Raw genomic sequence first — 23,978 nt, forward strand, 5'->3', positions numbered from 1 at the left:
GACCTTTTTAGACCGGTTCAAAGAGGTGGGTTTTTTGCCCATCTTGTGTTTCCTGAAATACCACCTTCACCTTTTGCCCAACGCGAATCGAATCAAAATCGCAATGAGTCAAATGAGTCAGTATGGAGATGCCCTCATTTAAGCGCACATAGGCCATCGCAAACGGCACTTCGACACCACGTCTCATCACGGTATAGGAGTAGATTTCACCCAGGCCGGCAGATTTCACCCAAGTCGTATCGTTACTGCCGCAATGCGGACAGATCGTACGTGGATAGTAATGTACTTCTTTGCAAGCATTGCAATGCTTTAAGACCAATTGGTTGTTCTGCGCAGCTTCTAGGAAAGCCTTATTTTCAGGATTAGCAACTGGGCTTGGCAAACGATATTCTGTATTAGCCGAATTTTTTTCATTTACTTGACTCATGACAGTCTCCCTAAAATTAATACTGCTGCACCATGACGAGTACCCAGTGCGCCACCAATACCTGAGGCAAGTGCAAACTCTAAATTGGGGACTTGTACTGCTGGATGTGCTTCACCACGCAACTGTCTGACTGCTTCAATGACTTTTGTCATACCACCGCGATTAGCTGGATGGTTATTGCATAAGCCGCCTCCATCGGTATTAAAAGCTAACTGACCTTTGCCTGAAATTAATTGACCACCTTCAACAAACTTGCCACCCTCACCCTTCTTACAGAACCCTAGATCTTCCAACTGAATCAGGACGGTAATGGTGAAGCTGTCATAAATAGATGCATACCGAATTTGCTCAGGTGTTAACTTGGCCTCCTTAAATGCTAAGGGTGCAGCCCAAGCTAACCCAGAATAAGTAAGGTCGACCTTGCCACCCATCTGACCTTTCGTCGTTTCACCGGCACCCATCATGGTCACTACCGGTTTTTTCAAGGTCTTCGCAATATCGGGATGAACTACGACCAAAGCACCGCCGCTATCTGTTACTACACAGCAGTCAGCACGATGTAAAGGATCAGCAATCATTGGGGAGTTCAAGACATCTTCAACAGTCAGAACATCTTTCAACGCTGCATGAGGGTTATGTTGTGCGTGATGTGAAGCTGCTACCTTGATCCATGCAAGCTGCTCACTGGTAGTACCAAACTCATACATATGGCGCATAGCACACATGGCATAAGTATTTAATGGCGCTGGTGAATACGGTTTTTCAAAAGCAAAATCAGGAGCACTAGCCCATTGACTACGAACTTGTGTACCGCTAGAGCCTTCAGACTTCGGCCGTCCGGCCAAGGTAATTAAAGCTACCTTGCACTGGCCTGCTGCAATCGCACGAGCGGCATGGTTCACATGGGTTAAATAGGAAGATCCACCAGTATCCGTTGAATCTAAATACGTGAGTTTTTTCAAACCTAAATAATCTGCCATGGATACAGGACCCATACCAGGCGCGTCACCTGCACAAAAATAACCATCGACATCATCTAGTGTTAGGCCGGCGTCTTGCAAAGCCCCACGCGCTACTTCCGCATGCAGCTGAGCAACCGTATGATCGGGCGCTACCCTGAGGGGATGCTCATATATTCCAGCAATACAGGCATTGGATGTAAATGACATGAATCTTCCTTTAGTAAACCCTTAAATCGATCATTAATCAATCGTAATTTGTGATTGCGCAATTAGCTTACGCCACTTTTCAATTTCACTTTTAATGAAGGTAGAAAACTGTTCGGATGTTCCTGGCATGGGATCAGCACCCTGTGCAATCAGCTTATCCTTAAATTTAGGATCCGCCAAAATACTTTGCAATTCTTTGTTCAAGCGATTACGAATCTCTACTGGTAAGTTTGCAGGAGCAACCAAGCCATACCAGGTTGCCATGTCATAACCAGGCAAGCCAGATTCTGCGATGGTTGGAATATTGGGTGCAGCACTTGATCGTTTTGCAGTAGTAATCCCTAGCGCCCTTAAACTACCCGACTTCACATGGGGCAGACCACTTGGTAAGTTCGGAAAACTCATGTCTACTTGACCAGAGATCACATCAGGCATGGCACTGCCAGTGCCTTTGTATGGCACATGAATCATGTCAATCTTAGCCATTTTTTCAAATAGCACGGCTGAGAGATGGACAGATGTTCCGCTGCCACTAGAGGCAAAGGTCAGTCTGCCAGGGTTTGCTCTAGCTGCTGCAATCAATTCACCAACTGATTTATAGGGTGAGTTCGCTGGAACGATTAGGATATTGGGAGCTGAAAATACTCCACCAATGGCTGTGAAATCCTTCACCGGGTCATAGGGCAAGTTTTTATACAGAGACGCATTCACTGCATGACCAATGGATGGGAAATACAAGGTATAGCCATCTGGAGCAGAGCGAGCCACTAACTCTGCAGCAATATTGCCGTTAGCGCCGGCCTTATTCTCAACCACAACAGCTTGCCCCAGTCGATTCGATAAGCCTTCTGCCAGGGCGCGCCCTACTGTGTCAGCCGAGCCGCCAGGAGAAAAGCCAACAATTAAATGAATAGGTTTATTGGGATACGTGGATACGCTATCAGCAGCAAGGGCCGAACTCAATCCCATCCAAAATATCAGGGCTGAGAAAAACTTTTTAGATTGCAAGCTAGAAACCAAATTATTTCTCAGGCTGACGCATTGGTACACCACTTAGCTCTTGTAATTCTTCAAAGCTAAGGCCATCGACCCAATCGACCGCCACTAAACCTTCTGGTGTTACAGCAACCGTTGCTAAGTCGGTGTAGATGCAATCTACCGCTGCCAAAGCAGTGAGAGGATAAGTGCATTCTTGAACGAACTTAGATTCCCCTGACTTAGTCAGGTGCTCCATCATCACAAATAACTTCTTGGCACCAAGAGCTAAATCCATTGCACCGCCCACGGCTGGAATTGCCTTAGGGTCACCAGTTCGCCAGTTTGCAATGTCGCCTTTGACAGAAACTTGAAAGGCACCCAATACACAGATATCAATATGCCCACCACGAATCATCACGAAGGAATCGGCATGATGACATAGCGAGGCGCCAGGTAACATGGTGACAGGCTGCTTACCTGCATTCACCAACTCTTCATCGATTTCATGGTCTTTCGCTAATGGGCCCATACCAAGCAGTCCATTCTCAGAATGCATCAAGATTTCTTTATCTGCAGGTAAATAATTACAAATCGTCATGGGCTGACCAATACCCAAGTTGACATGAGCACCGTCTGGTATATCTTGAACAATGCGCTTGGCAATGTCGGCGGTTGAACGCTTTTGTACTTTAGAGAGATCAATCATGATTTACCTCCAACAGGTACCACGCGTTTTACAAAAATTCCGGGAGTCACTACATTCTCTGGATCTAATGTGCCGAGCTCGACAACTTCATTGACTTGCGCAATGGTGCAACGAGCGGCTGTAGCCATAATCGGACCAAAGTTGCGACCAGTACGGTGATAGGTTAGATTTCCCCAACGATCACCTTTGTCAGCTTTTATCAATGCATAGTCCGCTTTAATGGCAGTTTCAAAAATATGATTCACACCGTCAATTACGCGCATATCTTTATCCTTCGCAAGCTCGGTACCAAAGCCCGTTGGTGTATAAAAACCACCGATACCTGCACCACCAGCACGAATACGTTCTGCTAGAGTGCCTTGAGGAACAAGTTCTAATTCAATCTTACCCGTACGATAGAGATCATCAAATGCGCCAGATTCTGGTTGACGGGGAAAAGAACAAACCATCTTCTTAACCTGTCCAGCTCCAATCAATTTGGATATGCCAATGCCAGAGTTGCCGGCATTATTGCTGACGATCGTCAGATTCTTCCCGCCCTGCTCTGCTAAAGCATCCAATAAGTAAATGGGGAGGCCTGCACCACCAAAACCCGAAACCAAAATGGTTGAGCCATCACTAATATCCTGCACAGCCTGCGCCACGCTAGGAATGATTTTGTCTATCACTACCTGTCTCCATCTATTTTTTATGGGTACCGCTTTTCAGCTTTTTGCCCAATTTCTACTAATTTAATGCATCAGAGTAAAGATCTGATCTTTCTTGCAAAATCAAGGGCGGAGGGACCATCTCCGTGAATGCAAAGTGTATCGGCCTGTAGCTTGACAAGCTTTTGATCAATCGAGAGCACTTCGTTGCTAGAAGCCATCCGAACAGCTTGCTGCGCAGCCTCATCTTCATCCTCTATTAATGCACCTACTTCAGAGCGTGGCACTAAATATCCTTGAGAGGTATAACGTCTATCCGCAAAAACCTCTTGCCATAATTGAACACCTACCGCATTTGCAGCTTCAACATAGCAACTACCTGCTAAGCCATACAAAATGACATCTCCTCCCAAATCTTTGACAGCCAAAGCAATTGCTTTAGCCAACTCTATATCTTTGGCGGCCTGGTTATAAAGAGCTCCATGTGGCTTGACATGATGCAAATTGCCATTCATGGAATCAATAAAAGCTTTCAGAGCCCCTGCCTGATAAATCACGTAGTTATAGGCGTCATTAGGGGTAATGGCCATCTCTCTTCGACCAAAACCAATTAAGTCTGGCAGGCTCGGGTGAGCCCCAATAAAAACATTTTTCTGAATTGCAGCGGCGACTAAATTTTTCATCCGTTCAGGATCACCAGCATGCCAGCCACAAGCAATATTGGTAGAGTCTATGTGGTCGAGCAGCGAAAAGTCATCGCCCATCTGCCAGACCCCAAACCCCTCACCCATATCGCAATTAAGATCAATTTTCTTTGTCATAACTTACCCAATAGAACAGACTCAATATTATTCAAGGTTTTAATCTGGTTAGCAAAGTACAAAGCATTTATCTTATCGGCATCTTCCAGTGTAGCTCTTATAAATTGGAATTTATCTCCAGGCTTTAATTGTGCCAATTTTGAACGTTCAGAGCGCACTACCTCTAATAATCTAGGGTAGCCACCCGTAGTCTGATGTTCCGATAACATCAAGATTGGCTTTCCAGAAGGTGGTAACTGAACCGTGCCAAACCAGATACCTTGCGAAGGTATGCCAGCAATAGAACTAGAAATTTTGAAGTGACTATCCAATCGCATGCCCATACGATTACTTTGCGATGAAACCGTCCAAACCGTCTTCCAAAGCAATTCTTGATCTTGATCACTGAGTAAATCCAAGTGCAAGCTTGGGATTGCTGCAATAAATTGAGCTTCATGAGTAGGAATGCTTGGAGAAGCAATAAACCACTTCGTAGAGTCCGCACCACGCTTCATCATATTTTCTAGTAGTGGCTTTTCATCAGAATAATGAGGTTGCGATAAATAGAGGACATCCCCTTTTTGTATCGGCTTACTTCCAATACCCGAACTCAAATGTGAACTACCGCCCCCCAGAATAGATTTCGTCAGAATGCCTCCAGCAATCGCCAAGAAAATTCTATAGCCTTGTTGCATTGAGGAAAAACGAAGGATTTGACCCTGATGAATTCGGATTGGGCGATTACCAAAGACACGCCTCCCATCAATTTTCGCCTCACAATAGGCGCCCACCCAAGCAACCCAAGTATCAGTATGAAACAACAATTGAGGCCCAATGCCTGTAATCTCCAGCCCTGCGGCACTTGTTGGATTACCAATGAGTGCGTTTGCTAAAGCTGCGCTATCTGCATCGACGGGGCCACCCGAGCTAAGTGCTAAATGTGCATAACCATGGCGCGGAAGATCCTGAATGGTGGTTAAAGTACCAGAGGTAATAACATCAACTGTATTGACTTTACTTAGTACTAAATTTTCTAATTGCGAGGAGTTTTGCGTTGCCTCTAATTGAATCTTTTTATATTCATCTAAGCTGATCTCAATAAATTCAACTCGAGCGCCGGGGGTCAATAAATTAGGTGGCACTCTTGTAGCGTCGAACAAGATATCTGGCGTTCTCCCAATAACGTTCCAGCCCCCTGGAGTAGATTTTGGATACAGCCCAGTCTGTAACTCAGCAATAGCCACAGACCCAGCTGGCACGGCAGTCCGCGGGGATTCAAGGCGAGGCAATCTTAAGGCTGGATCTAAGCCGCTACAGTATGCAAAACCAGGCATAAAACCCAAAATGTCGACATATGTTTCTGAGTTTTTATGTCGATTGATAAATTCCCGAACCGTCATCTTACATTTTTGCGCACTACTTAATAAATCAGGAGCCACCTCAGGGTCGTAGCAAACTCGAATACGATATGTCAGCTCATTTTTTTTTGGTAATTTACTTGAGCTGGAAATGTCTTTGAGAGCAGCCTGTAAAGCAATCCGCGCACTCGAACGTGTCTGCGCAAATTCAAAGCTTTCAAAATTCAAACAGACTAAAAGACTGTCAATACCCGGAATAACGTCGAGCAACCAAGGAGGAGAATTGGACAATAAAAGCTCACACAATTGATGAACTTTAGTCAGCGCATTACTTTGCCCCCGAAAATCGACTAAGAGGGCTGCATCACCCACATCTAAGATATTGATTTCACCAGAAGACTTTTGAGAACTCTTTAAAGCCATCGGTCATTACTTAATTTCTTTTTGCAAAAACTGATCAGGCAACCATGTCACCAAATCAGGCCAAATGGTGATTAAAGCCACCGCCAATACCATCATGCCAAAAAAAGGTAGCGAGACCTTAGCGATGTAATTACTATCCTTGCCGGTCATACTCTGCAAAACAAATAAGTTAAAACCAACCGGTGGCGTCACTTCTGCAATCTCGACCAACAAGACAATAAAGATCCCAAACCATACCAAATCAAATCCAGCCTGCTGAACCATAGGCAGGACAGTTACCGTTGTTAGGGCAATCATTGAAATGCCATCTAATGCCGTTCCCAATAAGATGTAAATAATTGTCAAAACAAAAATAAGGGCCCAAGGTGAAAGGTGCATACTTTGTACCCACTCAGCAAGCCCCCTTGGGATTCCGGTGTAACTCATGACAATTGACAAAAAAGAGGTCGCCCCCAAAACAAACATAATCATTGCAGTCAGCCTTGTAGCCGATAGAAGACTTTGCCAAAAATTACTCCATGATAAGTTTCTGCCAGCTGCCGCTAAAATCAACGACCCCACTACCCCATAAGCAGCAGCCTCAGTTGCAGTCGAGTATCCAGCCAACATCAACCATGCAATAAAGATAATTAAGGCAGTACAGGGTATTAATTGCCCAATTGAATGAATGCGCTGCTGCCAAGAATACTTTTCTGCAGGAGGCGTCTTATCGGGATTGAGTAGCGCCCAAACAATGATGTACCCGGAGAATAAGCCCATCAAGATAGCGCCGGGTATAAATCCTGCCAAAAAAATACGAATGATGGATTGATCTGCTGCTACAGCATAGACCACCATCGTAATTGACGGGGGAATCAAAATTCCCAAAGTACCAGCGCAGGATAAGGACCCCAGGGTAATCTTTTCGTCATAACCACGCTTAGTTAATTCAGGCAGAGCAGATTTTGCAATCGTCGCGCACGTTGCAGCAGATGATCCAGATACAGAGCCAAAAATTCCACAACCCAAAATATTCACATGCATCAACCTACCTGGCAACCAATTCAGCCAAGGAGATAATCCAGTAAACATTTGTTCTGAGAGCTTTGTTCTAAATAAAATTTCTCCCATCCAAACAAATAATGGAAGTGAGGCCAAAGTGTAGGATGAACTTGAATTCCACCAGACATTAGCCAAATTCATCATGGTGTCTTTATCAGAAAAGACAGCTAAGCCAAACCAAGCCGTAATTGCTACGCCTGCTGGAATCCAAATCCCCATCAGCAATAAGAAGGTCATCAATACCAACAATATCAATGCGATTACAGTAATACTCAAAGAGTCTCTCCAAAATCGCCAGCGCTTAAACGCTCCTCAGCCATTTGCTGATAACGAGGCTTACCTCCACGTAGCACTCTAAAAAACTCATCTAAAACTGCTAAGAAAAATATCAAGCATCCCAGCGCAGCAAAAATCTGAGGAATCCAGAGTGACACAATGATTTGACCCTGAGAAACATCATTAAATTCCCAACTCTGATAGACAAATAATGAAAAAGCTAAGAGTGCAAACAAGCAAAATCCAGACATAACTGCAAGGCTAAATATCTCCAGGCGATTTTTCCAGATTGGGCCAAGTCTACTTAAAAATATTTCGACTCTGACAATACCGCCATGCTGAAAGGTTTGCCCCAAAATTAAAAATGCAGATGCAGCGCAGAACCAAGCAATCAAATCATCAGCGCCACGCAGATTAATACCAAATTCTCGGGATAACGACATTGATACCATCAAAACACAAATACTCAGAATGCATAAGGCCGCCAAAACGGCGGCCCAATGAATTAAACCATCAAGCAAACGACCATACAGACTTCGCAAGGCTGGCATCAATTTTATTTCTTAAAGTCTTCAATAATTTTTTGACCCTCATCGCCTGCGCTTCGAATCCACTCAGCGACCATAATGCGACCCACCCTATCTAGATCATTCTTTAATTGGGTGGATGGCTTTTGCACAAGCATGCCATTTTTTGCCAAAGTTTCGTTGTAAAGCTTGGTTTTTTCCTCGGAAACTTTTGTGCCCCGTTTTTCAGCTTCAGCACATGCTTTCAATAATGCAGTCTGAGTGGGTTTATCTAAGGAGTCAAAAGCTTTTTGATTAATCATCAAAATATTCTTAGGCAACCAAGCATCAACTTCATAGTAATACTTTAAGCTCTCCCAAGCTTTAATATCTACGCCAGTAGCACCAGAAGTCATCATTGAATTAATCGTTCCTGTTGCCATCGCTTGCGCTAAGTCAGCAACCTGAACTGTTACTGGCTGAGCGCCAACCAATTCTGCAATCTTCGATGTCGCTGGGTTGTAGGCTCTCCACTTCAAGCCCTTCATATCAGCGCCAGAGTTAATTGGATTTTTGGAGTAAAGACCTTGCGGAGGCCAAGGTACCGCATAAACTACTTTCAAACCCTGTTTTTGCAGCGCAGACTCTGTAGCATTTTTTGAAAGTTTCCAAAGCTTTTCAGAATCTTTATAACTTGTTGCTAAGAATGGAATGGAGTCGACGCCAAAAATCGGATTCTCATTAGCAAGTACGGAGATTAAAACTTCTCCCATCTGCGCCTGCCCAGTTTGAACTGCTCGCTTAATTCCATTTGCAGGAAACAGAGAGCCATTAGGATGCACAACAATTTTTAACGAGCCCCCTGTAGCTTTTTCTACGTCAGCAGCTAACTGCTGCAGATTTTCTGTATGAAAATTGCTAACTGGGTAGGCGCTTGCCAAATCCCATTTAATTTGGGCTTGAGCGCTCAGAACCCAAAAGCCAAATAACACAGCAAACAAGGACTTGGAATGCTTTATGAATTGCAAACTCATTTTTGTCTCCAGTTGAATTTTATGAGGGAGGGTATTGCTTAAATTTAATACTAATATAACTGAGAAATTGCCTCTTTAATTGCTAATGGCAGCTGCTTAGACAGCGCCCTTCTACTCTCTAATGTGGATTTCGAGATCTCTTGAGTTCTAGCTGACCAGGCCGAAGCTGGAAAAAAAGCATCATCTTGGTATCTTGGAATGATGTGCCAATGAATATGCGGGACCATATTACCTAAGGCTGCTAAATTGACCTTGTCTGGATGCATGACATGACGCACTGCCTCTTCAACTACAAATACCAGGCTCATGACATGCTCACGCTCACCATAAGTGAGATCTGACATCTCTGCGATATGCCGATTCCAAATCACACGACAGAATCCTGGTAAATCAGGGTCATTCACCAGAATGACTCGACAGTCATCACCGCGCCAAATGAGTTCACCCTCTTTGGGTTTGAGATCGTCTTTACAGAGTACGCAATTTGCCATGGGAAGAATGTATACGAAAACGGCATCTAAGTCACCCTTGTGGGGTAATTTAGATGCCGCAGTAGTAAGGGTGCTACTACTTCAAAACTGCTTAGGGATTCTTAATGGAATTGCTCTTCTTCAGTAGAACCAGTCAACGCAGTCACAGATGACTTACCACCTTGAATGACGGTAGTGACATCGTCGAAGTAGCCGGTACCCACTTCTTGCTGATGTGAAACGAATGTGTAACCACGGTCACGGGCAGCAAATTCGGGCTCTTGCACTTTCTCAACATAAGCAGTCATGCCACGCTTAGAGTAGTCTTGCGCCAAGTCGAACATGTTGTACCACATCGAGTGGATGCCAGCGAGAGTAATAAATTGATATTTGTAACCCATCGCACCCAACTCACGTTGGAACTTCGCAATCGTTGCATCATCCAAGTTTTTCTTCCAGTTGAAAGAGGGTGAACAGTTATAAGCCAACATCTTGCCTGGGAACTTCGCACGAATGGCTTCAGCAAATTTACGAGCAAAATCAAGATCAGGCGTACCTGTTTCACACCAAACCATATCAGCGTATGCAGCATATGCCAGACCACGTGAGATTGCCTGATCTAAGCCCTTACGTGTTTTATAAAAACCTTCTGGGGTACGTTCGCCAGTCAAGAATGGCTTATCGTTTTCATCATAGTCAGAGGTCAATAAGTCAGCAGCTTCAGCATCGGTGCGAGCCAGGATAATCGTTGGCACACCCATCACGTCAGCAGCTAAACGTGCAGAGATCAACTTTTGTACAGACTCTGTCGTTGGCAACAATACCTTGCCACCTAAGTGACCGCACTTTTTCACCGAAGATAATTGGTCTTCGAAGTGGATGCCAGCCGCACCTTGTTTAATTAATGCTTTACTTAATTCAAATGCATTTAATACTCCACCAAAACCTGCTTCAGCATCAGCAACGATCGGCGCAAAGTACTCGATATAACCAACATCGCCTTTGTTGATTCCTTTTGCAGTCTGAATTTCATCAGCACGCTGGAATGAGTTATTAATACGCTCAACCATTTTTGGAACTGAATCGACTGGATATAAGGATTGATCAGGATACATCGCTGCATATGAATTCCCGTCAGCAGCAACTTGCCAACCAGATAAGTAAATTGCCTGAATGCCAGCTTTCACTTGTTGCATCGCTTGACCGCCAGTCAAGGCTCCCAAACAGTTGACATAAGCTTCGTTATTCACCAACTCCCAAAGACGTTCTGCGCCGTGCTTGGCTAAAGTGTGCTCAATCTTCAATGAGCCACGAAGACGGACAACATCTTCAGCCGTATAACCACGAGTAATACCTTTCCAACGTGGGTTGGTATCCCAATCCTTCTGTAAGGCTGCGATTTCTGCTTTGCGATCTGCCATGGTTTTCTCCCTAAGTTAAACAAGTACTTCAAAATTTGAGACCGGTTAAGACCCATTCAAGTCTTATGTCTTATATAAGAGTTTAGAGAGTTTAAAAAATGTGGAAAGGGGAATTAACAACTTTATATCAATTATTTAACTCTTTAAATTCAATTACTTATAAATTTTATTTTGCAATACGAAATGATTGACCATGGCACGAAATTGAGTTGCCTTGTTTATATTGCACTGCATTTTACTCAGTGTAATAATATTTCACATCATGAAATATTAAACAGTCGCTATTTTGCTTTAGGAGCAATGTCTGAAGAGACTTTAAAGACCGTGGGAATAATCATCAGCTGAAACACCACAATGCCAATGAATAAGGCTTTCGGCAATCCAGCATCCATAAAGAGACCGAAGATAAAAGGTCCCACTGCTGCACCCAAATCAATGCCTGAATAAACAATCCCATACACACGACCCGCTACGCCTTGCGGCGTTGCTTTCTTAACCAATAGATCTCGTGATGGTGCCACTACACCGTATCCAAAACCTAGCGCAAAGAAAATAATTGGAATCAGTTCAAGCGAAATAAAGCCCGTAGCTAGCAGCAAGCACATGACTACCGTCACAGATAAACAAGTTGACACTATGCGCTCTGGGGCTTGCAATTTAGCAGCTAAATACCCTCCGAACAAAACACCTCCAGCGCTACCCAATGCCAGAAGCGTAATGTAATAACTACCCGTCGTTAATGGCAACTCATAGATACTAAAGAGTGCGCTTGGGGCAAAAGACTGTAAGCTTGAAGTGGATGCCATGCTAAAGAAAAAGAACATCCAGCAAAACCACACAGCTGGCAATTTTAAGAAAGCAAATGCACTCTCTGGTGCACCACCAGGATTGGCAGCTTGAGCACTGGCATGGCTACTCTCATGACGCTCTTTGACGTTATCTAGTAACTGGTTTTTATTAACCCAAAGAATCACGAGAATGATGACCTCAAGCAAAGCGGCCGATAGGAAAGCAATACGCCAGTCAGAAAGCTGCGCAATACCCACCATAAATGCAGGTGCGGCAGCCCATCCCAAATAACCTGTTACCCCATGCATAGAATAGGCATAAGGTAAGTTTGGTGGAGAAATTTTATGATTGATCAGAGTGTAATCAACTGGGTGAAAGATGCCATTACCGCATCCAGCAATGACAGCGCCCATGATCAACATGAGATAGCCGTTACTTTGAGAATACGTTAAGGCTGCAAGCGCAAGTAAACCGACCCCTGCAAATAAAACTGGTCTAGCCCCAATACGATCGACTAAAAATCCTGAGGATGCCTGCACAACACAGGAGACCACAAAAAAGATGGACATCAGTAAGCCAAGCTCAGCATAGCTCAGAGCAAATGCGTCCTTCAACCATGGAAACATGGGAGGAAGAACTAAATGAAAGAAGTGTGAGCTGCCGTGCGCCAGGCTAATAAGACCAATCACCCGGACATCACTGGCACGCCTACTAAGCGCAACAGTCATGTGTCGAGTTTACTGGCGCAGGAATATTCCTGCAGAAATACTATTGGAGTACTAGTGAACCTGACGAGTAAAGCTAAAGTCGCCTTTTTTATCGACATCCACTGGCACAACATCCTTAGGACCGAACTTACCCTCCAAAATCATCTTGGAAACGGGGTTCTCAATATGCTGCTGAATGGCACGCTTCAGTGGTCTCGCACCAAATACTGGATCAAAACCGACTTCCGCAATCTTGCTTAAGGCTGCATCACTAACCTCAAGCTGCATATCGACCTTAGCCAAACGATCCGATAAGTTTTTGAGCAAGATCTTTGCGATATTAGCAATATTAGCCTTGTCCAAGCCATGGAACACCACAATCTCATCAATTCGATTCAAGAACTCTGGACGGAAATGATTCTTTAACTCTTCAAATACGGCTTCTTTAATTTCAGCTTGCTTCTTATCCGTCATTGACTGAATTAAATGAGAGCCAATGTTACTCGTCATCACGATCACAGTGTTCTTGAAATCTACAGTGCGGCCTTGACCATCCGTTAAACGGCCATCATCAAGTACTTGCAAAAGGACGTTAAAGACATCTGGGTGCGCCTTTTCGATTTCATCAAACAAGATGACGCTGTATGGATGACGGCGGACTTGCTCTGTTAAGTAGCCTCCCTCTTCGTAACCAACATAGCCTGGAGGCGCGCCAATCAAACGGGCAACGCTATGCTTCTCCATGAACTCACTCATATCGATCCGAATCAAGTGGTCTTCACTATCGAATAAAAAGCCAGCTAAGGCTTTGCACAGCTCTGTCTTACCAACACCTGTTGGCCCCAAGAATAAGAATGATCCATAAGGACGATTCTCTTCAGCCAAGCCAGCGCGCGAGCGACGGATAGCATCGGATACTGCACGGATAGCCTCTTCTTGGCCAACTACGCGCTTATGCAGCAACTCTTCCATCTTGAGAAGTTTGTCACGTTCACCTTGCATCATCTTCGATACCGGAATACCCGTCGCACGAGAAACGACTTCGGCGATTTCTTCTGCGCCTACTTGAGTACGTAACAACTTGTTCTTGACAACGCCGTCTTTACCGCCCTTTGCTTCAGCAGCAGTTGCAGATTTAAGCTTCGCTTCAAGCTCTGGCAATTTGCCATATTGCAATTCAGCGACCTTCTCTAGCTTGCCTTCACGTTGCAACTTAGCAATTTCTCCGCGCACTTTCTCAATCTCTTCTTTCAGATTGGCAGCGCCTAATACAGCACCCTTCTCTGCTTTCCAGATCTCTTCTAGGTCTGCATATTCAGCACCTAGACGCTTGATCTCATCTTCAATCAAAGCAAGACGCTTTTGTGAAGCCTCATCTTTTTCCTTCTTAACGGCCTCACGCTCAATCTTGAGCTGAATTAATCGGCGCTCGAGCTTATCCATCACCTCTGGCTTGGAATCAATTTCCATCCGAATACGTGAACCCGCCTCATCAATCAGATCAATTGCCTTATCTGGCAAGAAACGATCGGTAATGTAGCGGTGGGATAACTCTGCAGCAGCAACGATCGCAGGATCGGTAATCTCAATTCCATGATGGAGCTCATAGCGTTCTTGTAATCCACGCAAGATCGCAATCGTCGCTTCAACACTGGGCTCTTCGACCATCACTTTTTGGAAGCGGCGCTCGAGTGCAGCGTCCTTCTCAATGTACTTGCGGTATTCATCTAAAGTGGTCGCACCGATACAATGCAATTCACCACGCGCTAATGCAGGCTTGAGCATATTGCCGGCATCCATTGCGCCATCCCCCTTACCAGCACCTACCATCGTATGAATTTCATCGATAAAGATGATGGTTTGACCTTCGTCCTTAGCTACATCACTCAAGACCGCCTTCAGACGCTCTTCAAATTCACCTCGATACTTAGCGCCTGCTAATAACAAAGCCATATCCAAAACTAAGACACGTTTATTTTTTAAAGTCTCAGGTACTTCGCCATTCACAATTCGCTGTGCCAAGCCTTCCACAATGGCGGTTTTACCTACACCAGGCTCACCAATCAACACTGGGTTGTTTTTACCGCGACGTTGCAAGATCTGAATGGTGCGACGAATCTCATCATCACGACCAATGACGGGGTCGAGCTTACCCATACGAGCGCGCTCAGTTAAATCGATTGTGTATTTTTTTAAGGCTTCACGTTGACCTTCAGCATCTGCACTATTCACTGATTCCCCTCCGCGTACTAAATCAATAGCCGCCTCTAACGATTTACGATTTAAACCATTCTCGCGGGCTACCTTGCCAAGCTCGCCCTTATCATCAGCCACCACTAGCAAGAACAACTCGCCAGCGATAAATTGATCATTACGCTTATTCGCCTCTTTTTCGCATAGGTTGAGCCAATTACTCAAATCACGACCCACTTGCACTTCACCACTAGTACCCTGCACTTCAGGCAAATTGCTAATGACTTTCTCCACGCCTTTTTCAAGGCCTGGAACATTGACGCCTGCACGGGTTAATAAGCTCTTTGCAGATCCATCAGAGTCACGCAACATTGCCAACAAGACATGGGCTGGCTCGATGTATTGATTATCTTTAGCTAAAGCGATGCTTTGCGCTTCACTTAAAGCCTCTTGAAATTTGGTTGTTAATTTATCTATTCTCATTTTTATGCCTCATGTATTCCATGTATTTCTATCTATAGAATATAAGGGCAATAATGACAATTTCAAGGCTATTTACGCCCTTTTTAACCCTAAATGTGAGCTATTTTGACCTGGCTTGTTTATTTACTAGAGTGCTCTGACGGTAGCTACTACGCTGGCATTACCAATCGCTTGGAGCATCGCCTGGAAGCCCATAATTCAGGGCAAGGCGCTCGCTACACCCGGTCACGAAGACCAGTTATCCTCTTGGCGACCCAAGAGCACCCAGATCGCTCAGAGGCCTCTAAGGCCGAGATGAAATTAAAACAACTGCCAAGATCAGAAAAGTTAGGATTTTTTAAATAGGACTTAAGAGGTTTTAATTCTTCTTCCAGCGCGCCATTGCAGCATCATCTGTGACACGAGCATCTACCCAGCGAGCACCCCCAGGAGTATCTTCTTTTTTCCAAAATGGGGCGGCAGTTTTTAGGTAATCCATCATAAATTCACAAGCAGCAAAAGCTTCCCCTCTGTGGGCGCTAGTTACAGCAACCAAAACGATTTGATCTTCTGGTAACAGCGCACCAACTCGATGAATGACTAGTGCTTGATATATGTCCCAGCGTGCTTTAGCTTGAGTAATGATTTCTTCTAAGGCCTTTTCGGTCATGCCGGGGTAATGCTCTAAGGTCATCTCTTTGACTTGACTGCCATCATTCATGTCGCGGACAGTGCCCAAGAAAGTGACTACTGCGCCCACTCTTGGATCGCCCTGACGAAGCGCTGCAATCTCAGCGCTCAGATCAAAATCGTTTTCTTGAATTCTGATTGGCATATTAACCACCAGTCACCGGTGGGAAAAAAGCTACTTCAGCACCTTCTTGCAAACTTGTATTTGCATCCACCATATGTTGATTGAGTGCGCAACGCAACGCTTTTCCTTCGGCCAATGCCTGAGCCCAAGCTCCACCGCGTTGCGCCAGAAAGATTCTGAGATCAGCGATGGTCTTAACTGTTGCTGGAGCATCAATGCTTTCTTGCGAAGTCTCGAGGGCTTCACGCAATGAGGCAAAGAATCGTAATTCAAGTTTCATTAGAGCATCGTAAACCGATTACTTAAGAAGCGCTTCAAAAGGAATGTACTTGACCATATCACCCTTTTTGATGGGCTGTCCTGGCGAGCAATCTACCAAGCCATCGCCCCATGAAGCACTAGTGAGCACTCCAGAACTTTGGTTCGGGAATAAATCTAAACCGCCCACTGCATTGATCTTTACCCGCAAGAACTCATTACGACGATCTGCTTTCAGCCAATCAAAATCAGCACGCATTAAATAAGACTGTGGCAGCTTAGCCTCACGCCCCTGCAACTTCAAAATAAAAGGGCGCACAAACAGCAGAAAGGTGACAAAGCTAGATACTGGGTTGCCAGGCAATCCAATAAACCAAGCCTCACCCTCTTTTGGCTCATCCGATTTGCGAACCGCACCAAATGCTAATGGCTTACCCGGCTTGATAGCAATCTGCCAAAGATCTAATCTACCCTCAGCATTCACTGCAGGCTTAATATGATCTTCTTCGCCAACAGACACGCCACCTGAAGTAATAATCAAATCATGATCTTTACTTGCTTTGCGCAATGCGGCGCGAGTAGCATCCAAACGATCCGGAACAATCCCCAAATCGGTAGCGTCGCAACCCAAGGATCGGAGACAGGCTAATAAGGTATCGCGATTGGAGTTGTAGATGCCACCTGGCTTTAAAGGTTCACCTGGTAAGGCTAATTCATCGCCGGTGAAAAAGGCGGCCACTTTCACGCGACGCTTCACGTTTAAGTGAGTTAATCCTGCAGATGCTGCTACACCCAACTCTTGAGGGCGCAAATATGTTCCAGCAGTTAATGCCATTTTGCCAGCGCTTAAATCCTCACCTTTGCGGCGAATCCACTGGCCTGATACTGGAGCAATATTGACCTGCACTTGATCCGCAACCCCTTCAGGAACGGCACAATCTTCTTGCATAACGACTGCGTCAGCGCCAGGAGGTATGGGAGCTCCCGTAAAAATCCGTGCTGCCGTACCAGGCTCTAGTTGAATGCCAACTGAACCTGCTGGGATGCGTTGCGCGATTCTGAGGATACTTCCAGAATTTTGGGTATCCGCAGTGCGAACCGCATAACCATCCATCGAAGTGTTATCCAACGGTGGCACATCCACCAAGCTACTGACGTTTTCTGCAAGTACACGACCAAGTGTTGCTTGCATTGGAATGCTTTCACTCTCCTCTACTGGCTTGGCATGGGAGAGTAAATGATCTAAAGCCTGCTGCGCAGTCAACATCGGTGGCTTAGTCATAGCAATATGGATTGTTACTTTGTGTTGATTAAAAAATCTAGTTGAGATGCGCTGTAATAAAATCTTTAACCTGATTTATATCCGCATTGATATTTTCTACGCGCTGTGGCTTTGATTTGATATCTTTAAACGCAGTCGGGCACTCGGCAGGACGACCCAAGGCTTCTTGAATCGTTTCTTCAAACTTAATGGGCAAGGCCGTCTCCAGCACCAGCATCGGAATACCAGCTTGCAAGTGCTCACGCGCTACTTTGACACCATCAGCAGTATGAGTATCAATCATCACACCATAACGCTTATCGATATCACGAATCGTTTCCAAACGATTGGCATGACTACTACGTCCAGATTGGAAGCCATATTTACCAAGCTCTTTAAAGACGGTATCTTGAGAGATGTCAAAGCCACCAGTGGTATCGACTTGCTTGAACATCGCCGCAGTCGCCTTGCCGTCTTGACCCATAAAGTCGAATACAAAGCGCTCAAAGTTACTGGCCTTCGAGATATCCATTGAGGGACTAGAGGTATGCAAAGTCTCGGCAGATTTGCGCGCACGATAAACACCCGTGCGGAAGAACTCATTGAGCACATCGTTCTCATTTGTAGCGACGATCAAATGCTCAATTGGTAATCCCATCATGCGGGCGATATGACCAGCGTAAACATTACCGAAGTTACCAGAGGGCACAGTAAAGGAGACTTTTTCAGAGCTAGCGTTGGTTGCTAGCAGATAGCCTTGGAAGTAATACACCACCTGCGCAACAACGCGCCCCCAATTGATAGAGTTCACGGTGCCAATTTGCTGCTGAGCTTTAAAAACAAGGTCGTTACTCACCGCCTTAACAATATCCTGGCAGTCATCAAAGACTCCGGCTACTGCTAAGTTAAAGATATTAGGGTCCTGCAAAGAATACATTTGGGCAGATTGAAATGCGCTCATCTTGCCGCGCGGTGAAAGCATGAATACCTTCACGCCCTCTTTGCCGCGCATTGCATATTCGGCAGCACTACCAGTATCGCCAGAAGTGGCGCCCAAGATATTCAGCTTCTGGCCAGCGCGCTTTAGCGCGTATTCAAAAAGATTGCCGAGCAACTGCATTGCCATATCTTTAAAGGCGAGAGTTGGGCCATTAGAGAGACTCAATAAGCCAATACGTGTGCCATGCTCTTCACCCAACCAATGCAAAGGCGTAATATCTTTCGCATTATCTTGTGGACGACCATTGCAATAGACTTGCTCGGTATAGGTTTTGCGCAGCAGTGCGCGCAAATCAGCCTCAGGAATATCGTCGCAATACAAACTCAACACCTCATAGGCTAGGTCTGCGTAAGATAAACCGCGCCATGAATCTAACTGCTCCGCAGTCACCTTTGGGTATTGCGTCGGCAAATACAGGCCGCCATCTGGCGCCAACCCACCTAACAAAATTTCTAAGAAGGATTGTTCTGGGCTATTGCCACGAGTAGATTGGTAACGCATAGATTAAATTAAGACAGATTTTCTAAACGAATCTTCACTACTTCACCAGCAACCGTCTTGAGATTCTGAATCTCTTTGATTGCGGCAAGCATGTTCTTCTCTTTGGTTTCGTGAGTTAAGGCCACTAAGTCAGTCTGACTTTCACCTTCATCAGCTTCTTTTTGCAAGAGCGCATCAATAGAAACGCCATGGGAAGCTAAGATCTTCGTAATATCAGCGAGCACACCTGCCTGATCAGCTACGCGCATACGTAAGTAGTAGCTGGTCGTGATCTCGCCAATCGGCAATATAGGGGTGTTTTGGACTGCATCTGGTTGGAATGCCAAGTATGGGACACGATGTTCAGGATCCGCACTTAATAAACGAGTGATATCAACCAGATCGGCAATTACTGCGGAAGCGGTTGGCTCCGAACCAGCACCTTTACCGTAGTAGAGGGTAGTGCCAACAGCATCGCCAAATACTTGGACCGCATTCATGGCTCCCTCTACGTTTGCAATTAAACGCTTAGCAGGAATTAAAGTGGGATGCACACGTAACTCGACGCCCGTTGGTGTTTTCTTAGCAATACCGAGTAGCTTGATACGATAACCCAATTGCTCAGCATAGCGAATATCAATCGCCGCTAGTTTAGTAATGCCTTCAACATGTGCCTTATCAAATTGCATCGGAATACCAAATGCAATCGCACTCATGATGGTTGCTTTATGAGCAGCATCAATACCTTCAATATCGAAGGTCGGATCCGCTTCTGCATAACCTAAGCGTTGCGCTTCTTTGAGAACGGTTTCAAAGTCCAAGCCTTTGTCCCGCATTTCAGAAAGAATGAAATTGGTTGTACCGTTGATGATGCCTGCAATCCATTCAATACGATTGGCCGTTAAGCCTTCACGCAAAGCTTTAATAATCGGAATACCGCCAGCAACTGCTGCCTCAAATGCAACCATCACACCCTTAGCGTGCGCTGCTTTAAAAATCTCATTGCCGTGAACCGCAATTAACGCCTTGTTAGCCGTAACCACGTGTTTGCCAGCTGCAATTGCCTCTAAAACCAAGTCCTTAGCGATGCCATAGCCACCAATCAGCTCAACCACGATATCAATCTCTGGGTTATTGATCACGGCACGAGCATCGTTGACGATCTGCGCACGATCTTTCACGATCTCTTTGGCGCGCTCTACATTTAGATCAGCAACGGTATGAATGCGAATGCCACGACCGGCACGACGAGTGATTTCATCTTGGTTGCGCTCTAGAACAGTGAATACACCACCGCCTACGGTGCCAATACCTAATAGACCTACTTGAATCGGTTTCATGATGCCTTTGCAGCGATTGAAGAAGCCTTACGACCATGCTTATTACGATAACGCTCCAGAAAACGCGCCAGGCGACCAATCGCCTCCGTGAGCACATCTTCATGAGGTAAGAACACAACACGGAAGTGATCAGGTTTGCCCCAGTTAAAACCGGAACCCTGTACTAACAATACCTTTTCCTCTTTAAGAAGATCGGCAACAAACTGTTGATCATCTTTAATGGGATAAACCTCAGAATCCAACTTCGGAAATAAATACAGAGCTGACTTGGGTTTTACGCAAGTGACACCAGGAATTTCTGTGATGAGTTTCCAAGCAAGATCGCGCTGCTTTGCAAGCCGACCGCCTTCGCTCACTAAGTCATTAATACTTTGATATCCGCCTAATGCAGTTTGAATGGCGTATTGGCCCGGTACGTTTGCACATAAACGCATCGAGGCCAACATATTGAGACCTTCGATATAGTCCCGCACCATTTCTTTATCACCAGAAACCACCATCCAGCCTGCGCGGTAGCCGCATGAGCGGTAGTTCTTAGATAGCCCGTTAAAAGTAATGATGACAACATCATGAGACAGGGATGCAAGCGAGATATGTTTCTCACCGTCGTACAACATCTTGTCGTAAATCTCATCAGCGAACAAAATTAAACCGTGCTCACGAGCAATTTGTGTCAACTCAAGCAACACTTCTTTAGAATAAATCGCACCAGTTGGATTATTTGGGTTAATGACCACAATCGCTTTAGTACGAGGGGTAATTTTTTTGCGCAGATCATTTAAGTCTGGCGCCCAATCTTTTGACTCATCACACAGATAATGAACGGGTGTGCCGCTGGATAAACTCACAGCAGCAGTCCATAGTGGGTAGTCTGGCGTAGGCACCAACACTTCGTCGCCATCATTCAGAAGGGCGTTCATGGAAAGTACGATGAGCTCAGACACACCGTTACCGGTATAAACATCATCTAATGCCACGCCCTGAATATCCTTTTCTTGGCAGTACTGCATGATGGCCTTACGTGCCGCAAAAATACCTTTGGAATCAGAATAAGCAGAGGCATTACTCAAATTGCGGATCATGTCCAACTGAATCTCTTCGGGAGGATCGAAACCGAAAACCCCGACGTTTCCGATGTTTAATTTGATGATTTTGTGACCTTCTTCCTCCATGCGCTGAGCAAGCTCGAGCACTGGACCACGAATGTCGTAACAAACGTTATCGAGTTTTTGGGACTTTAGGATGGGTTTCACAATAAATTAAAGGGTAAGTTCTTGAAATCTTAGAAAAAACAGCTAGCTATAATCCACATAATTATGACAGAGAGTCCACTTGAAGCTTCAATCTGACCCCCATTCTGGAGGCAATTCGATTACCGGCTATGGCGATGGCTACATAGAGATCAACAAGGTCCCATATGCCCATGCGGTCTTATTGAGCTCAGACGGGGCTATTTCAGAGTGGCCCGCAAAGTCCTTTGATGACCTAGAAGCCAGCCATTTCACCCAAATGGTCGATCTCAAGCCTGAATTGATTCTCATTGGGACCGGCAGTCGCCAACACTTTCCTAAGCCAGAACTCCTAAAAGCCCTGATTCAAGCCAAAATTGGCTTTGAAATCATGGATTCTCAAGCTGCCTGCCGTACTTACAACATCTTGGTAGGTGAAGGGCGTCAAGTCCTCTTAGCCTTGATCGTGGAGCCGACTTAATGCAGTTTGGGCAAATTAGGCAATCTTCTGCCCTGCACCCCAGCAAAATGTTGCTGTTAATACTCATTTATGCCCTGCTCTGGTTTGGCACCCTGAACTATCGCCACCTCATCCCATCCGATGAAGGACGTTATGCAGAAATCGCCAGAGAGATGTTGGTCACTGGTGATTGGGTAACACCGCGCTACAACGGCTACAAGTATTTTGAGAAACCGCCTCTTCAAGCTTGGGCAACTGCAGCAGCATTTAAAGTATTTGGTATTGGTGATTGGCAAGCAAGGCTCTGGACAGCCCTCACTGGATTTCTGACCATTCTCGCTATTGGCTTTACTGGCGCTCGCATCTTTAATGCGAGAGCAGGTTGGTTGGCTGCAGTCGTTTTAGCATCAAGTCCAATGTGGATCATTAGCGGCCACTTTAATTCTCTCGACATGGGGCTCTCTTCTTTTTTAGTGGCGGCGCTTTGCAGCTTATTGTTGGCACAAACTGCAAGCAATAAATCCAGTTGTCGCTATTGGATGTGGGCTTGCTGGGTGTTTATGGCACTGGCTACCTTATCAAAAGGCGTGATTGGCGCAGCCATCCCAGCCATGGTTTTTACCGCCTACTCTGTTAGCACTTGGAATTGGAAAATTTGGACTCGCTTACGTTTGTTTAGTGGGTTGATTTTGTTCTTAGCTATTACAGCACCTTGGTTTATTTTGGTAGCACAACGTAATCCCGAGTTCCTAGAATTTTTCTTTATTCACGAACACCTGCAACGATTTACACAGGATGCCCATAGTAGAACTGGTCCCATCTATTACTTCGTACCACTGCTATTAATCGGCATACTTCCTTGGGCATTACAAATCCCCGGGGCACTGACACAGGCTTGGCAAGAACGCAGACGAGAGTTCTCCAGCGGATGGTTACTGGTGTGCTGGTTTGTAGTGATCTTTGCGTTCTTCAGCGTGTCCCGCTCCAAGCTTCCTGGTTATATCATCCCGATCTTTCCTGCACTAGCCCTATTGATTGGTAATCGCTTAGATCGTTTATTAGGTCAAACGAACTCCATGGCAATCCCTTGGAAATTACAAACCCTTGGATTTGCTCTGCTGGGTTGTATAGGCTTTTTCTTCTTATCAGAAATTAGCAAGCAAGCAAGGCCTGATGAAATTGAATCCTATGCGCAATATACCCAATGGGTCATTGCTGCATTAGTTGCGCTCATTATCTTTAGCTCGTATGCAGCTCTGCAATCTAAACGCCATGGCATCCAAAGCATTGTGAGTTTTGCCTGTGGCTTTTTCTTGTGCGCCATCATCGCTGGAACTGGCCATGAAACTTTGGGGCGTGCAGTATCAGGCATTGATCTCGTTAACCGCGTCAAAATATCTATTCCAGAAAAAGTCAATTTCTACTCTGTGCGCCTACTAGATCACACTGTCCCGTTTTATCTTGGTAGAACTATGATCATGGTCGAATCACCTGATGAGCTGGAATTTGGTGTCAATCAAGAACCTGATCTGTGGATGCCGACCCTCGATGCTTTCATTACTCGTTGGAAAGAAGATCAAACCGCCTATGCGCTGATGGTTCCCGAGCAATATATTGCTCTGCAGGACTTAAAGATACCGATGCAGGAAGTGGATCGTGATTCTCGTCGAGTGATTGTCAAACATCCAGAAACTACAAGTAGCTCGCAGCAATCAAAGTAATATAAGCG

Annotated in this window: 23 protein-coding genes; 3 read left to right on the plus strand and 20 right to left on the minus strand. The window is 45.3% G+C overall.

The window, feature by feature from the left end:
• Window positions 1–7 precede the first annotated feature (7 nt).
• From ICN35_RS03740 to clpB, 14 genes are all read right to left on the minus strand, one after another.
• Window positions 8–427 carry a Zn-ribbon domain-containing OB-fold protein gene (locus ICN35_RS03740; protein ID WP_216124404.1) on the minus strand — a complete coding sequence of 140 codons (420 nt, stop codon included), beginning with the start codon at window positions 425–427 and terminating at the stop codon, window positions 8–10.
• On the minus strand, window positions 424–1,596 hold the full coding sequence (locus ICN35_RS03745) for a thiolase domain-containing protein (RefSeq protein WP_215296469.1): 1,173 nt from the start codon (window positions 1,594–1,596) through the stop codon (window positions 424–426). Before ICN35_RS03745 ends, ICN35_RS03740 begins: the two co-directional genes overlap by 4 nt.
• A gap of 33 nt (window positions 1,597–1,629) precedes the next feature.
• The gene (locus tag ICN35_RS03750; protein ID WP_370625656.1) at window positions 1,630–2,646 is read right to left on the minus strand and encodes a tripartite tricarboxylate transporter substrate binding protein; all 1,017 of its coding nucleotides are present in this window, start codon (window positions 2,644–2,646) and stop codon (window positions 1,630–1,632) included.
• Entirely contained in the window at window positions 2,618–3,280 is a 663-nt protein-coding gene (locus ICN35_RS03755; RefSeq protein WP_216124405.1) for a 3-oxoacid CoA-transferase subunit B, read from the minus strand. The genes ICN35_RS03750 and ICN35_RS03755 overlap by 29 nt, the downstream gene beginning before the upstream one ends.
• The gene (locus tag ICN35_RS03760) at window positions 3,277–3,948 is read right to left on the minus strand and encodes a 3-oxoacid CoA-transferase subunit A (protein WP_216124406.1); all 672 of its coding nucleotides are present in this window, start codon (window positions 3,946–3,948) and stop codon (window positions 3,277–3,279) included. Before ICN35_RS03760 ends, ICN35_RS03755 begins: the two co-directional genes overlap by 4 nt.
• 71 nt (window positions 3,949–4,019) lie before the next feature.
• Complete coding sequence (locus ICN35_RS03765; protein ID WP_216124407.1) at window positions 4,020–4,748, minus strand: 5-oxoprolinase subunit PxpA; 729 nt, start codon at window positions 4,746–4,748, stop codon at window positions 4,020–4,022.
• Window positions 4,745–6,508 (minus strand): urea amidolyase family protein, encoded by a 1,764-nt coding sequence (locus ICN35_RS03770; RefSeq protein WP_216124409.1) that lies wholly within the window; start codon window positions 6,506–6,508, stop codon window positions 4,745–4,747. Before ICN35_RS03770 ends, ICN35_RS03765 begins: the two co-directional genes overlap by 4 nt.
• Window positions 6,509–6,514: 6 nt before the next feature.
• Entirely contained in the window at window positions 6,515–7,825 is a 1,311-nt protein-coding gene (locus ICN35_RS03775) for a TRAP transporter large permease (protein WP_215296463.1), read from the minus strand.
• The gene (locus tag ICN35_RS03780) at window positions 7,822–8,376 is read right to left on the minus strand and encodes a TRAP transporter small permease subunit (RefSeq protein WP_216124411.1); all 555 of its coding nucleotides are present in this window, start codon (window positions 8,374–8,376) and stop codon (window positions 7,822–7,824) included. Before ICN35_RS03780 ends, ICN35_RS03775 begins: the two co-directional genes overlap by 4 nt.
• Before the next feature lie 5 nt (window positions 8,377–8,381).
• Entirely contained in the window at window positions 8,382–9,365 is a 984-nt protein-coding gene (locus tag ICN35_RS03785; protein ID WP_216124414.1) for a TRAP transporter substrate-binding protein, read from the minus strand.
• Between the two features lie 50 nt (window positions 9,366–9,415).
• The gene (locus tag ICN35_RS03790; protein WP_216124416.1) at window positions 9,416–9,856 is read right to left on the minus strand and encodes an HIT family protein; all 441 of its coding nucleotides are present in this window, start codon (window positions 9,854–9,856) and stop codon (window positions 9,416–9,418) included.
• 101 nt (window positions 9,857–9,957) lie between these two features.
• On the minus strand, window positions 9,958–11,256 hold the full coding sequence (gene aceA / locus ICN35_RS03795) for an isocitrate lyase (RefSeq protein ID WP_216124418.1): 1,299 nt from the start codon (window positions 11,254–11,256) through the stop codon (window positions 9,958–9,960).
• Window positions 11,257–11,537: 281 nt separating this feature from the next.
• Window positions 11,538–12,773, minus strand: coding sequence for an MFS transporter (locus tag ICN35_RS03800; RefSeq protein ID WP_216124421.1), 1,236 nt, complete (start codon window positions 12,771–12,773; stop codon window positions 11,538–11,540).
• A gap of 51 nt (window positions 12,774–12,824) precedes the next feature.
• On the minus strand, window positions 12,825–15,428 hold the full coding sequence (gene clpB, locus ICN35_RS03805) for an ATP-dependent chaperone ClpB (RefSeq protein ID WP_215296457.1): 2,604 nt from the start codon (window positions 15,426–15,428) through the stop codon (window positions 12,825–12,827).
• A 105-nt stretch (window positions 15,429–15,533) separates the two neighbouring features.
• Between clpB and ICN35_RS03810 the strand changes: the two genes are divergently transcribed.
• Complete coding sequence (locus ICN35_RS03810; protein ID WP_216124422.1) at window positions 15,534–15,773, plus strand: GIY-YIG nuclease family protein; 240 nt, start codon at window positions 15,534–15,536, stop codon at window positions 15,771–15,773.
• Between the two features lie 13 nt (window positions 15,774–15,786).
• On the opposite strand, the gene moaE is transcribed toward ICN35_RS03810, so the two are convergent.
• From moaE to ICN35_RS03840, 6 genes are read right to left on the minus strand one after another with little or no spacing between them, the layout of a single operon-like run.
• Window positions 15,787–16,242 (minus strand): molybdopterin synthase catalytic subunit MoaE, encoded by a 456-nt coding sequence (gene moaE / locus ICN35_RS03815; protein WP_216124423.1) that lies wholly within the window; start codon window positions 16,240–16,242, stop codon window positions 15,787–15,789.
• A 1-nt stretch (window position 16,243) separates the two neighbouring features.
• On the minus strand, window positions 16,244–16,501 hold the full coding sequence (gene moaD / locus ICN35_RS03820; RefSeq protein ID WP_215296454.1) for a molybdopterin converting factor subunit 1: 258 nt from the start codon (window positions 16,499–16,501) through the stop codon (window positions 16,244–16,246).
• 18 nt (window positions 16,502–16,519) lie between these two features.
• Window positions 16,520–17,746 (minus strand): gephyrin-like molybdotransferase Glp, encoded by a 1,227-nt coding sequence (gene glp, locus ICN35_RS03825; RefSeq protein ID WP_216124535.1) that lies wholly within the window; start codon window positions 17,744–17,746, stop codon window positions 16,520–16,522.
• Window positions 17,747–17,798: 52 nt separating this feature from the next.
• Window positions 17,799–19,241, minus strand: a complete 1,443-nt coding sequence (gene thrC / locus ICN35_RS03830) for a threonine synthase (protein ID WP_216124424.1) — start codon at window positions 19,239–19,241, stop codon at window positions 17,799–17,801.
• 8 nt (window positions 19,242–19,249) lie between these two features.
• Window positions 19,250–20,560 carry a homoserine dehydrogenase gene (locus ICN35_RS03835; RefSeq protein WP_215296452.1) on the minus strand — a complete coding sequence of 437 codons (1,311 nt, stop codon included), beginning with the start codon at window positions 20,558–20,560 and terminating at the stop codon, window positions 19,250–19,252.
• Entirely contained in the window at window positions 20,557–21,813 is a 1,257-nt protein-coding gene (locus tag ICN35_RS03840) for an aminotransferase class I/II-fold pyridoxal phosphate-dependent enzyme (protein WP_216124425.1), read from the minus strand. Before ICN35_RS03840 ends, ICN35_RS03835 begins: the two co-directional genes overlap by 4 nt.
• Window positions 21,814–21,892: 79 nt before the next feature.
• Between ICN35_RS03840 and ICN35_RS03845 the strand changes: the two genes are divergently transcribed.
• Window positions 21,893–22,270 carry an Mth938-like domain-containing protein gene (locus tag ICN35_RS03845; RefSeq protein ID WP_216124426.1) on the plus strand — a complete coding sequence of 126 codons (378 nt, stop codon included), beginning with the start codon at window positions 21,893–21,895 and terminating at the stop codon, window positions 22,268–22,270.
• Window positions 22,270–23,970 carry a glycosyltransferase family 39 protein gene (locus ICN35_RS03850; RefSeq protein ID WP_216124428.1) on the plus strand — a complete coding sequence of 567 codons (1,701 nt, stop codon included), beginning with the start codon at window positions 22,270–22,272 and terminating at the stop codon, window positions 23,968–23,970. Before ICN35_RS03845 ends, ICN35_RS03850 begins: the two co-directional genes overlap by 1 nt.
• Window positions 23,971–23,978 lie beyond the last annotated feature (8 nt).

This window comes from Polynucleobacter sp. es-GGE-1 (assembly GCF_018882005.1).
Lineage (GTDB): Bacteria > Pseudomonadota > Gammaproteobacteria > Burkholderiales > Burkholderiaceae > Polynucleobacter.

What these genes read in the sequence shown, in the direction of transcription:
- ICN35_RS03790 (WP_216124416.1), bottom strand. Translation starts at nt 9,856, where the DNA reads ATGGCAAATTGCGTACTCTGTAAAGACGATCTCAAACCCAAAGAGGGT.
- ICN35_RS03835 (WP_215296452.1), bottom strand. Translation starts at nt 20,560, where the DNA reads ATGAAACCGATTCAAGTAGGTCTATTAGGTATTGGCACCGTAGGCGGT.
- ICN35_RS03745 (WP_215296469.1), bottom strand. Translation starts at nt 1,596, where the DNA reads ATGTCATTTACATCCAATGCCTGTATTGCTGGAATATATGAGCATCCC.
- ICN35_RS03740 (WP_216124404.1), bottom strand. Translation starts at nt 427, where the DNA reads ATGAGTCAAGTAAATGAAAAAAATTCGGCTAATACAGAATATCGTTTG.
- clpB (WP_215296457.1), bottom strand. Translation starts at nt 15,428, where the DNA reads ATGAGAATAGATAAATTAACAACCAAATTTCAAGAGGCTTTAAGTGAA.
- ICN35_RS03785 (WP_216124414.1), bottom strand. Translation starts at nt 9,365, where the DNA reads ATGAGTTTGCAATTCATAAAGCATTCCAAGTCCTTGTTTGCTGTGTTA.
- ICN35_RS03850 (WP_216124428.1), top strand. Translation starts at nt 22,270, where the DNA reads ATGCAGTTTGGGCAAATTAGGCAATCTTCTGCCCTGCACCCCAGCAAA.
- aceA (WP_216124418.1), bottom strand. Translation starts at nt 11,256, where the DNA reads ATGGCAGATCGCAAAGCAGAAATCGCAGCCTTACAGAAGGATTGGGAT.
- ICN35_RS03800 (WP_216124421.1), bottom strand. Translation starts at nt 12,773, where the DNA reads ATGACTGTTGCGCTTAGTAGGCGTGCCAGTGATGTCCGGGTGATTGGT.
- ICN35_RS03780 (WP_216124411.1), bottom strand. Translation starts at nt 8,376, where the DNA reads ATGCCAGCCTTGCGAAGTCTGTATGGTCGTTTGCTTGATGGTTTAATT.
- moaD (WP_215296454.1), bottom strand. Translation starts at nt 16,501, where the DNA reads ATGAAACTTGAATTACGATTCTTTGCCTCATTGCGTGAAGCCCTCGAG.
- glp (WP_216124535.1), bottom strand. Translation starts at nt 17,746, where the DNA reads ATGTTGACTGCGCAGCAGGCTTTAGATCATTTACTCTCCCATGCCAAG.
- ICN35_RS03765 (WP_216124407.1), bottom strand. Translation starts at nt 4,748, where the DNA reads ATGACAAAGAAAATTGATCTTAATTGCGATATGGGTGAGGGGTTTGGG.
- moaE (WP_216124423.1), bottom strand. Translation starts at nt 16,242, where the DNA reads ATGCCAATCAGAATTCAAGAAAACGATTTTGATCTGAGCGCTGAGATT.
- ICN35_RS03755 (WP_216124405.1), bottom strand. Translation starts at nt 3,280, where the DNA reads ATGATTGATCTCTCTAAAGTACAAAAGCGTTCAACCGCCGACATTGCC.
- ICN35_RS03770 (WP_216124409.1), bottom strand. Translation starts at nt 6,508, where the DNA reads ATGGCTTTAAAGAGTTCTCAAAAGTCTTCTGGTGAAATCAATATCTTA.
- thrC (WP_216124424.1), bottom strand. Translation starts at nt 19,241, where the DNA reads ATGCGTTACCAATCTACTCGTGGCAATAGCCCAGAACAATCCTTCTTA.